The organism is Nocardioides sp. J9 (assembly GCF_007829375.1).
Taxonomy (GTDB): domain Bacteria; phylum Actinomycetota; class Actinomycetes; order Propionibacteriales; family Nocardioidaceae; genus Nocardioides.
The window spans coordinates 1-9171 of sequence record NZ_VLJQ01000119.1; the positions used below are offsets into that span (position 1 = coordinate 1).

12 protein-coding genes and 1 pseudogene are annotated in these 9171 nt (G+C 72.6%); 8 read left to right on the forward strand and 5 right to left on the reverse strand.

Annotated elements, in window-relative coordinates; translation table 11 throughout:
* Nucleotides 1-410, forward strand: a pseudogene (locus tag L615_RS23565) (hypothetical protein); the annotation flags it as partial.
* 126 nt (nucleotides 411-536) lie between these two features.
* On the opposite strand, the gene L615_RS20075 reads toward L615_RS23565, so the two are convergent.
* Complete coding sequence (locus tag L615_RS20075; RefSeq protein ID WP_261376782.1) at nucleotides 537-2012, reverse strand: DHA2 family efflux MFS transporter permease subunit; 1476 nt, start codon at nucleotides 2010-2012, stop codon at nucleotides 537-539.
* Between the two features lie 57 nt (nucleotides 2013-2069).
* On the opposite strand from L615_RS20075, the gene L615_RS20080 reads away from it, so the two are divergent.
* Complete coding sequence (locus L615_RS20080; protein ID WP_028655312.1) at nucleotides 2070-2492, forward strand: DUF3151 domain-containing protein; 423 nt, start codon at nucleotides 2070-2072, stop codon at nucleotides 2490-2492.
* A 40-nt stretch (nucleotides 2493-2532) separates the two neighbouring features.
* Nucleotides 2533-2865 carry an ArsR family transcriptional regulator gene (locus L615_RS20085; RefSeq protein WP_145726254.1) on the forward strand — a complete coding sequence of 111 codons (333 nt, stop codon included), beginning with the start codon at nucleotides 2533-2535 and terminating at the stop codon, nucleotides 2863-2865.
* A 104-nt stretch (nucleotides 2866-2969) separates the two neighbouring features.
* Here the strand turns inward: L615_RS20085 and L615_RS23570 are convergent, their stop codons facing one another.
* From L615_RS23570 to fbaA, 3 genes are all read right to left on the reverse strand, one after another.
* A complete protein-coding gene (locus tag L615_RS23570; RefSeq protein WP_186449951.1) occupies nucleotides 2970-3143 on the reverse strand; it encodes a hypothetical protein in 174 nt (57 codons plus the stop codon).
* Between the two features lie 217 nt (nucleotides 3144-3360).
* Entirely contained in the window at nucleotides 3361-4647 is a 1287-nt protein-coding gene (gene ilvA / locus L615_RS20090) for a threonine ammonia-lyase IlvA (RefSeq protein ID WP_145726255.1), read from the reverse strand.
* A 2-nt stretch (nucleotides 4648-4649) separates the two neighbouring features.
* Nucleotides 4650-5681: a class II fructose-bisphosphate aldolase gene (gene fbaA, locus L615_RS20095; RefSeq protein ID WP_145726256.1), complete on the reverse strand. Its 1032-nt coding sequence runs from the start codon at nucleotides 5679-5681 to the stop codon at nucleotides 4650-4652.
* 134 nt (nucleotides 5682-5815) lie between these two features.
* Here fbaA and L615_RS20100 point away from each other — a divergent pair, with 134 nt between their 5' ends.
* From L615_RS20100 to L615_RS20110, 3 genes are read left to right on the forward strand one after another with little or no spacing between them, the layout of a single operon-like run.
* Complete coding sequence (locus tag L615_RS20100; RefSeq protein ID WP_145726257.1) at nucleotides 5816-6061, forward strand: hypothetical protein; 246 nt, start codon at nucleotides 5816-5818, stop codon at nucleotides 6059-6061.
* Nucleotides 6062-6112: 51 nt separating this feature from the next.
* Nucleotides 6113-6637: a hypothetical protein gene (locus L615_RS20105; RefSeq protein WP_145726258.1), complete on the forward strand. Its 525-nt coding sequence runs from the start codon at nucleotides 6113-6115 to the stop codon at nucleotides 6635-6637.
* Nucleotides 6634-7089 carry a sigma factor gene (locus L615_RS20110; RefSeq protein ID WP_145726259.1) on the forward strand — a complete coding sequence of 152 codons (456 nt, stop codon included), beginning with the start codon at nucleotides 6634-6636 and terminating at the stop codon, nucleotides 7087-7089. Before L615_RS20105 ends, L615_RS20110 begins: the two co-directional genes overlap by 4 nt.
* Nucleotides 7090-7117: 28 nt before the next feature.
* Here L615_RS20110 and L615_RS20115 read toward each other — a convergent pair whose 3' ends face one another.
* Nucleotides 7118-7765: a TrmH family RNA methyltransferase gene (locus L615_RS20115; RefSeq protein ID WP_145726264.1), complete on the reverse strand. Its 648-nt coding sequence runs from the start codon at nucleotides 7763-7765 to the stop codon at nucleotides 7118-7120.
* Nucleotides 7766-7849: 84 nt separating this feature from the next.
* On the opposite strand from L615_RS20115, the gene L615_RS20120 reads away from it, so the two are divergent.
* Together L615_RS20120 and L615_RS20125 are read left to right on the forward strand one after the other, a co-directional pair.
* Nucleotides 7850-8614 (forward strand): DedA family protein, encoded by a 765-nt coding sequence (locus L615_RS20120; RefSeq protein ID WP_232221734.1) that lies wholly within the window; start codon nucleotides 7850-7852, stop codon nucleotides 8612-8614.
* Between the two features lie 80 nt (nucleotides 8615-8694).
* Nucleotides 8695-9123 carry a VOC family protein gene (locus L615_RS20125; RefSeq protein ID WP_028655304.1) on the forward strand — a complete coding sequence of 143 codons (429 nt, stop codon included), beginning with the start codon at nucleotides 8695-8697 and terminating at the stop codon, nucleotides 9121-9123.
* Nucleotides 9124-9171: the final 48 nt, after the last annotated feature.

Here is a 9171-nt window from a genome sequence, read left to right on the forward strand (position 1 = left end):
CCCTGCCGACCCCGAACGTCGTCGTCCCCTTCCGGCGGCTGACGAAGGCCGCCACCTGGATCACCTCCTACGTCGACCCCGAGGACCGCACCACCGTGCGCGAGGAGCGCGACACCGAGCGGCTCGCGAGCCTGACCGCGGACGAGCAGCGGTGGCTGACCCAGCTGCTGGACCGGCTGCCGGACTCCTTCGCCGACGCCGACGAGCTGACCGCGCTGATCTACGGCGTGCCGAAGCTCGCCCGTGGCCTGGCCCTCGAGGACGCCCCCACCGACGAGGTGAAGGCGGACCAGAAGGCGTTCTTCCGGCTGCTCTACCAGCTGCTGGTCTCCGCCGAGCGCGGACCGCGGCTGCCCACGCTGTTCGCCGCGCTGGGCCCCGAGCGGGTCCGGGCGCTGCTCACGCCCTGACCTGCCTCGACGGCCGCCGGGACCTGGCGGCCGTTTCCCGGACCTGGTGGCCGTTTCCCGGACCTGGTGGCTGCTGCAGCGGCCAACAAGTCCGGGAATCACCGCCCAGGCGGTGATTCCCGGGCCTCAGCGCTGCCCGAACCCCTCGTGCTTCGGCGGCTCGTAGAACATCACCGCGACCAGCCCCACGGCGTACACCACGGCCGGCAGCCACAACGAGTCCTGCATCGCGTCGCTGAACCGGGCAGCGGCGGCCGGGTCGGGGATCCGCTCCGCGCCGGCCTCGCCCTGAGCGACCGCGCCGGGGAGGTGGTGGGCCAGACGGCTGTCCATGAGCACCGCGATCGCGGCGGCGCCGAGCACGGAGCCGACCTGGCGGGTCGCGTTGTAGACGCCGGCGCCCGCACCGGCCAGGCTCATCGGCAGGTTGCGGTTGGCGGTCGCGGCGGTCGGCGACCAGATGAACGCGTTGCCGATGCCGACCAGCCCCATCGCCACGCAGACCTCCCACACCGCAGCCTCCGGCTGGAGCGTCCAGATCAGGACCAGGAAGCCGACGAGGCTGGCACCGAAGCCGAAGCCGGTGACCAGCCGCGGGTGGAGGCGGTCGGTCAGCCGCCCGACCGGCTGGGCGAGGACGATCGACATGACCGCCATCGGCAGCAGGAGCAGCGCCGACTGGGTCGGCGAGTAGCCGCGCACGGCCTGGGCCCACAGCATCAGCGGGAACCCGAAGGCCGCGGCCGTGGCCCCCATGCAGGCGATCGCGGCGTTGGACACCGAGAAGTTGCGGTCCCGGAAGAGGCTGAGCGGCACCAGCGGCTCGGCGCGGTTGAGCCGCTGCCAGACCAGGAACACGACGAGGAGCACGGCGCCGCCGGCGATCATCGCGATGATCCAGCCGGCCCAGTCCTTCTGGTGGCCCTCCTGGATGCCGAAGCAGAGCAGGAACATCGCCGCGCCGGACAGCGCGACGCCGAGCCAGTCGAAGCTGTGCGCGTGCGTGGGCAGCGCGGGCACGAGTCGCCACGCCATGACGAAGGCGAACACCCCGAACGGGATGTTGATGAAGAAGATCCACTCCCAGCCCAGGCCGTCGGTCAGCACGCCGCCGAGGATCGGGCCGACGACCATGGCGACGCCCGCGGTCGCACCCCACAGCGCCATCGCCCGGCCGCGCTGGGCAGCGGGGAAGATGCGGGTGATGATCGCCATCGTCTGCGGCGTCATCATCGAGGCGCCGAAGCCCTGCACGACGCGGGCCAGGATCAGCGCCTCGACGGTGTCGGTGAGGCCGCACCACAGGGAGGCGAGGGTGAAGACGGTCAGGCCCACCAGGTAGAGCCGCTTCGCCCCGAAGCGGTCACCCAGGCGTCCGGTGATCAGGACCGGGACCGCGTAGGCGAGCATGTAGGCACTGGTCACCCAGACGACGTCGTTGACCGACGCCTCGAGGTCCTCGATGATCGTCGGCGTCGCGACCGTGACGATGGTCAGGTCGACCAGGATCATGAAGAACCCGATCACCAGCGCCCACAGCGCCGGCCAGGGGTTCGCCACCTCGGTCGTGCTGCCGGTCTGCGGGGTCGCGCTCTGGGTCACGGAGGGAGTCAACACCCGCCCACCGACAGCCTGTTCCCGGGGGGACACAATGAGGGCATGAGCATCACGCCCGGCACCGACCTGATGGCCGGTCCCCCGCCCACCCACCTGCCCGTCGACCCGGCCGCCGAGCTGCTCGCGGCGGGTGAGACCCCGGCCGCCGTCGTACGCCGCCTGCCCGCGTCGCCGCTGGCCTGGGCGACCCTCGCCGAGCAGGCCCGCGACGGCGGCGCCGACGACGTGACGGTCTACGCCTACGCGCGCGTCGGCTACCACCGCTCGCTGGACATGCTGCGCCGCAACGGCTGGAAGGGCCACGGCCCCGTGCCGTGGGAGCACGAGCCGAACCGCGGCTTCCTGCGCGCGCTCGCCCTCCTCGCGATCGCGGCCCGCGCCATCGGCGAGACCGACGAGTGGGAGCGCTGCTCGACCTTCCTGCGCGACTCCAGCCAGACGGCGTACGACGAGCTGCTGGCCTGACCGCCCGCCCTGACGTCCCGCTCCTGACGTCCCGCTCCTGATGGACCCGCTCCCGCGCCTGGGCCCGCGGGTCTGGTGGGTCTACCTCGCCGTGGACACGCCGAAGACCGTCGCGCAGCTGGCGGAGGAGGCGGGGATCGTCGAGGAGTCGATCCGCAGGCACCTGCGCCGCCTCGAGCGCGAGGGGCTGGTCCGCGAGACCCGGGAGCCCGGTGCGCCGACGATGTGGGTGCAGGCGCGCGGGCTCGACCCGGCCACCCGCTACCGGGTCGTGGGCCGGGTGCAACGCGGACGGCTCCAGGAGCCGCCCGACCTCCTCGCGCCCGAGCACGGGCGCCGGGCCCGGCGCTGGTGGTGGCCGTTCCGCCGCTGACGAGCGGTCAGCGGCTGGTCAGCGGCGGGTGGCAGCGCGGCGTACGGAGTCGACCAGGAAGGTGTCCACGACAGCAGCGAGCGAGGCGATCCAGAGGCGCACGGTCAGTCCCTTGCCTTCGGTTGGGCGGTGAGGATGGACAGGAGGATCGCCCGCACGCCGGCCATGGGCGGGGTCGCGGGCCGCCCAGCCCGGTGGGCACCGCTGACGGCGGGACGCTCGGTCTGGGGGACCGGCTCCGTCGCGCGGTGCTTGTGGGTCTGGCGGCTGATCCGCATGCGTTCTCCTTCGTCCGAAGCGTGCACCTGACCAGACGGCACCGGACCGCGAACATCACGCGATTCCCGGAAGATTTTCCTCTTCCGCCGGTGCCGCCCGCCGGAGCACGGGCCGGCGCACCCCGGGTGGGGTGCGAGCAGCAGGTGCCCACCGGTGACAGGTGCAACCGGTCACACTTCGGGACCGGTGCTTCCACCACGCGGTCGCCCGGGCGGATCAGTCCAGGACGAAGCCGAACAGCGGGCTGTCCGGCGGCACCTTCTCGACGCGCAGCCGCGAGGCCTCCATCCGCTCCAGCAGCGGGGCCAGGTCGTCGCGGTGCTGCATCTCGATGCCGACCAGCGCGGGACCGAACTCGCGGTTGTTGCGCTTGGTGTACTCGAACAGGGTGATGTCGTCGTCCGGGCCGAGCACGTCGTCGAGGAAGCGGCGCAGCGCACCGGGCTCCTGCGGGAACTCGACCAGGAAGTAGTGCTTGAGGCCCTCGTGGACCAGGGCCCGCTCGACGATGTCGGCGTAGCGCGAGACGTCGTTGTTGCCGCCGGAGACGACCACGACGACCTTGCTGCCCGGCGCCAGCCGCGCCGTGGTCTCGTCGAGGCGGAGCGCGGACGCGGCGAGGGCGCCGGCGGGCTCGGCGATGATGCCGTCGACCTGGTAGAGGTCGAGCATCTCGACGCAGATCAGTCCTTCGGGCACGGCGGCCAGGGAGAGGTCGACGGACTCCCGGGCGCCGGCCACGGCCCGGTAGGTCAGGTCACCGACCCGGCGCACGGCGGCGCCGTCGACGAACGGGTCGACGGACTCGAGCTCGACGGGTCCGCCGGCCTCGAGGGCGGCGGAGAGCGACGCGGCACCGGACGGCTCGGCAGCGACCACCCTGACGCCGGGGACCCGCTCGGCCAGCACCGTCAGGCAGCCCGCGATCAGGCCGGCGCCGCCGACCGGCAGGACGAGCGCGTCGGGCTGCCAGCCGAGCTCGGCGGCCTGCGCGAGGACCTCGGCGGCGACGGTGCCCTGCCCGGCGATGATGCCGGGGTGGTCGAAGGCCGGGATGACGGTGGCCCCGGAGGCGGCGGCGAACTCAGCGGCGGCGACCGCGGCGTCGTCGTACCCCTCCCCCGCGATGACGACCTCCACCTGCTCGCCGCCCAGCGCGGCGACCCGGTCGCGCTTCTGCCGCGGCGTCGTGCGCGGCAGGAAGATCGTGGCGTGCACGCCGGCGCGGGCGCAGGCGAAGGCGACGCCCTGGGCGTGGTTGCCGGCGCTGGCGCAGGTCACCCCGCGGGCCCGCTCCTCGTCGGTCAGCCCGGCGAGCACCGTGTAGGCGCCGCGGGCCTTGTACGAGCGGACCGGGGTGAGGTCCTCACGCTTGAGCCAGACGTCGAGGCCGGTCAGCGCCGAGAGCCGGTCGGCGCGCTGGAGCGGGGTCGGCGGGACGACCGAGGCCAGCAGCCCGGCCGCCCGCTCGACGTCGGCAGTAGTGGGCAGGGACGTGGTCACCGTCAGCCGACGGTCTTGCCGGCGGAGCGCAGGTGCTCGCAGGCCTCGACGACGCGCGCGGCCATCCCGGCCTCGGCGGCCTTGCCCCACGAGCGCGGGTCGTAGCTCTTCTTGTCGCCGACCTCGCCGTCGACCTTCAGCACGCCGTCGTACTTCGTGAACATGTGCGTCGCGACGGGACGGGTGAAGGCGTACTGGGTGTCGGTGTCGATGTTCATCTTGACCACGCCGTAGTCGACGGCCGCACCGATCTCCTCGGCGGTCGAGCCGGAGCCGCCGTGGAAGACCAGGTCGAAGGGCTTCGAGCCCTCGGCCAGGCCGAGCTCCTTCACGACGGCGTCCTGGGCCGTGCGGAGGATCTCCGGGCGCAGCTTGACGTTGCCCGGCTTGTAGACGCCGTGCACGTTGCCGAAGGTGAGCGCCGTCAGGTAGCGGCCCTTCTCGCCGACGCCGAGGGCGCGCACGGTGGCGAGGGCGTCCTCGGGGGTGGTGTAGAGCTTATCGTCGATGGCACCGACGATGCCGTCCTCCTCGCCGCCGACGACGCCGACCTCGATCTCGAGGATGATCCGCGCCGCGGCCGCCTTCGCGAGCAGCTCCTCGGCGATCTGGAGGTTCTCCTCCAGCGGCACGGCGGAGCCGTCCCACATGTGCGACTGGAACAGCGGCGCCTCACCGCGGGCGACGCGCTCGGCGGAGATGTCGAGGAGCGGGCGGACGAAGCCGTCCAGCTTGTCCTTGGGGCAGTGGTCGGTGTGCAGCGCGATGTTGACCGGGTAGTTCTTCGCGACCTCGGCGGCGTACGCCGCGAAGGCGACCGAGCCGGTGACCATGTCCTTCACGCCCGGGCCGGAGAGGTACTCCGCGCCACCGGTCGAGATCTGGATGATGCCGTCCGAGCCGGCGTCGGCGAAGCCCTTGAGGGCCGCGTTGAGCGTCTGCGAGGAGGAGACGTTGATCGCGGGGAACGCGAACGAGCCGCCCTTGGCGGCATCGAGCATCTCGGCGTACTTCTCGGGGGTGGCGATGGGCATGCTGGGGCTCCTGCGGCGGTGCGGGTGCGGTTGCGGTCGACGCCGATCAACCTACCGCGACAACCGATCGGCGGTGACCGGCGTATCCCCCCCATGACGGACCATGGACACCCCATCCCCCGGAGGACACCCCGATGCAGGACCTCACCGACCGGCTGGACGCCGAGCTGGGCCGCGCGCCCGAGCCGACCTTCGACATCGCGGACACCCTGGCCGCCGGCCACCGGGCGGTACGCCGGCGCCGGGCCGCGCTGGGTGCCGCGGGGCTCGCCGCGGCGCTGGTCGTCGGCGCGCTCGTGACGACGGCGACGGGCGGACTGGCACGCGACGTGCAGGACGCCGCTCCGACCTGGGCCGACCAGCCGAGGGAGGTGACGTGACCGGTCGAGGACGCCGCCTTCCCGGTACGCCACCGCGACGGCCAGTGGGAGGTGAACCCGGAGGCGACCGTCCTCCACGAGGACCGGCGATCCGGCGCCGTGCTGTGGGAGCTCGAGGTTCACGGCCAGCACGTCTACGTGCGCGGCGACCGCACGGGGTCGTGGACCCTGGCACCGGTCGGCGTGGCCAGTCCACCGCTCCGTGCGTGGGCCACCGACCCCGCCATGATGCCGCCGGCCGCGCCGCGGGTGCCGGTCGTGCCCGGCTGGGACGACCGCGACGAGCCGCTGCTGGTCGTCGACGGCAGGCTGCGCATCCACCCCGACGCCGAGGTGGTGCGCAACAGCACCTTCACCGCCTCCAACGGTGCGCAGGGGCGTCTGGTGCACCTCGAGGTCGGCAATGAGTGCCACCGCGGCAGCTGTGCGGGGATGCAGGGGTGGTACGTCCTCGTCGACGCCGAGCTCAACGTCACCCTGCAGGCGCTGCCGTTCAACGGCGTGACCGCCGAGGAGTGGGCTGAGTACGTGCTGACCCTCCCCTACGACGTCGAGCGCGCGGACGGCGCCCGGTGAGGCGGGCGGAGCGCGACGCGTCGTACGTCGAGTTCGCGACCAGCCGGCGCGACCAGCTGCGCCGGATCGCCTACGGCATGTGCGGCGACTGGCACCGTGCCGACGACCTCGTCCAGACCGCCCTCGTCCGCCTCTACGTCGCGTGGCCGCGGGTCGCCCGGCACGGCACCGAGGACGCCTACGTCCGCAAGATCCTGCTCAACGCCGCCATCGACGAGTCCCGCCGCCCGGCCCGCCGCGAGCGGCCGACGGCCGAGCTCCCCGAGGTCGCCGCGGCGCCCGGGGTCGCGGTCGAGGACCGGGACTCGCTGGTCGCGGCGCTGCAGCAGCTGCCGGCCCAGCCGGTGGCCGAGACGGCTGCCGAGCTCGGGGTCACGGAGGGCACGGTGAAGAGCCACACCTCCCGCGGGCTGGCCGCGCTGCGCGGCACGCTGGCCCCGGTCGACTCCTGAGGCACCCCGGGGACCGGCGGGAGGGCCGTCAGCCCCGCCAGGCCTCGTCGCTGGACAGGTCGGCGTGCTGGCGCACCCAGGCGTGCATCGCGATCGCCGCGGCGGCCGAGGCGTTGATCGACCGGGTCGAGCCGAACTGGGCGATCGAGAAGGTGCCGTCGCACGCCTCCCGGGCCGCCTCGGAGAGCCCCGGCCCCTCCTGGCCGAAGAGGAAGCACACCCGTTCGGGGATCTCCATGGTCTCCAGGTGGGCGGAGCCGGGGAGGTTGTCGATGCCCAGCAGCGGGACGTCGCGCTCGGCGAGGTAGGCGTGCAGCTCGGCGACGGTCGGGTGGTGGCGCACGTGCTGGTAGCGGTCGGTCACCATCGCCCCGCGCCGGTTCCACCGCCGGTTCCCGACGATGTGCACCTCGGCGGCGAGGAAGGCGTTGGCGGAGCGGACGATGGTCCCGATGTTGAAGTCGTGCTGCCAGTTCTCGATGGCGACGTGGAAGCCGTGCCGCCGCTTGTCGAGGTCGGCGACGATCGCCTCCACCGTCCAGTAGCGGTAGCGGTCGACGACGTTGCGCCGGTCGCCCTCGCGGAGCAGCTCCTCGTCGTACACCTCGCTGCCGGGGCCCTCCGGCCAGGGACCGGGCCACGGACCGACGCCGACCTCGGGCTGGCCGTGCGGCATCGGGTCGTACGGCGCCCGCTGCTCCCCATCCACGAATCGACCCTATCGGTCCCGCGACTGGGGGCCGGAGGGTAGCGTTGCCCCGTGAACTCGTTGGTCGCCACACCGATCCTCGTGCCGATGCTGTTCGGCATCAAGTGGCTCGAGCCGGAGTGGTTGCTCGGCGAATTCGGCGGCACCTTCATCTGGATCGCCATCGCGATCGTCTTCGTCGAGTGCGGCCTGTTCTTCCCGTTCCTGCCAGGTGACACGCTGCTGTTCGCGCTGGGCCTGTTCATCGCGGGCAGCAACTCGAGCCCGTTCAGCATCATGGGCATCTCGAACGAGCCCCTGCAGCTGCTCATCGCGATGACCCTGCTCGTCATCGCCGGCTTCGCCGGCAACGTCGCGGGTTACGAGATCGGGCGCAAGATCGGTCCGCCGCTCTACCAGCGCGACGGCAAGGTCCTGAAGCGCAAGTACCTCGACCAGACCAGCGCGTTCTTCGACAAGCACGGCAACAAGGCCCTGGTCATCGGCCGCTTCGTGCCCTTCGTGCGCACCTACATCACCGTGGTCGCCGGCGTGACCCTCATGGAGCGGCGCCGCTTCTTCGTGTGGAGCGCCGTCGGCGCCGTGCTGTGGGTCGTGTCGATCACCCTGCTGGGCTACTTCCTCGGCGCGGCCATCCCGGCGCTCGGCGAGAACATCGACTACGTCACCCTCGCGATCCTGGCCTTCACCCTGGTTCCGATCGTCTGGGAGTGGTGGCGCCACCGTCGTACCGCGGGCCCCGAGGCCGACGACAACGACGGCGACGGCATCCCCGACCGCGACATCGTCGGCATGGACACCACCGTCCACGACTGATCCGCCTCACGGCGATGAGTCCCGGTGTCGGCGCTGGTCGGTCTTCACGACCGCCGACCCAGCACCCGGAGGAGCCTGCCGTGACCATCAACCTCAACCCGTACGTCAACTGGCGCGGCCAGGCCCGCGAGGCGATGGAGTTCTACCGCTCCGTCCTCGGCGGCGAGCTGTCCGTGACGACCTTCGCCGAGATGGGCGGCGCCGAGATGGGCGTGGCCGAGGACGAGGTCGACTGGGTGATGCACTCCTCGCTCACCGTCTCCGACACCGTCCTGCTGATGGGCGCCGACCACCCGCACAGCGTCCCCGGCGAGCCGCAGACCCAGCAGGTGAGCCTCAGCGGCCCCCACGAGGACGCCGACACCCTCCGCGCCTGGTGGGACGGCCTGTCCGAGGGCGCCACCATCCACGAGCCGCTCGCCCCGGCCCCGTGGGGCGACACCTTCGGCATGCTCCGCGACCGCTACGGCGTCGACTGGCTCGTCAACATCGCCGGCCCGCAGGCCTGAGGGAGCGTCTGCCGCCCGTCGGCAGCCCACCGCCGCTGGTCGGGTGCG

What these genes read in the sequence shown, in the direction of transcription:
- L615_RS23570 (WP_186449951.1), bottom strand. Translation starts at nt 3,143, where the DNA reads ATGCGGATCAGCCGCCAGACCCACAAGCACCGCGCGACGGAGCCGGTC.
- L615_RS20085 (WP_145726254.1), top strand. Translation starts at nt 2,533, where the DNA reads ATGGACCCGCTCCCGCGCCTGGGCCCGCGGGTCTGGTGGGTCTACCTC.
- L615_RS20115 (WP_145726264.1), bottom strand. Translation starts at nt 7,765, where the DNA reads ATGCCGCACGGCCAGCCCGAGGTCGGCGTCGGTCCGTGGCCCGGTCCC.
- fbaA (WP_145726256.1), bottom strand. Translation starts at nt 5,681, where the DNA reads ATGCCCATCGCCACCCCCGAGAAGTACGCCGAGATGCTCGATGCCGCC.
- L615_RS20080 (WP_028655312.1), top strand. Translation starts at nt 2,070, where the DNA reads ATGAGCATCACGCCCGGCACCGACCTGATGGCCGGTCCCCCGCCCACC.
- L615_RS20100 (WP_145726257.1), top strand. Translation starts at nt 5,816, where the DNA reads ATGCAGGACCTCACCGACCGGCTGGACGCCGAGCTGGGCCGCGCGCCC.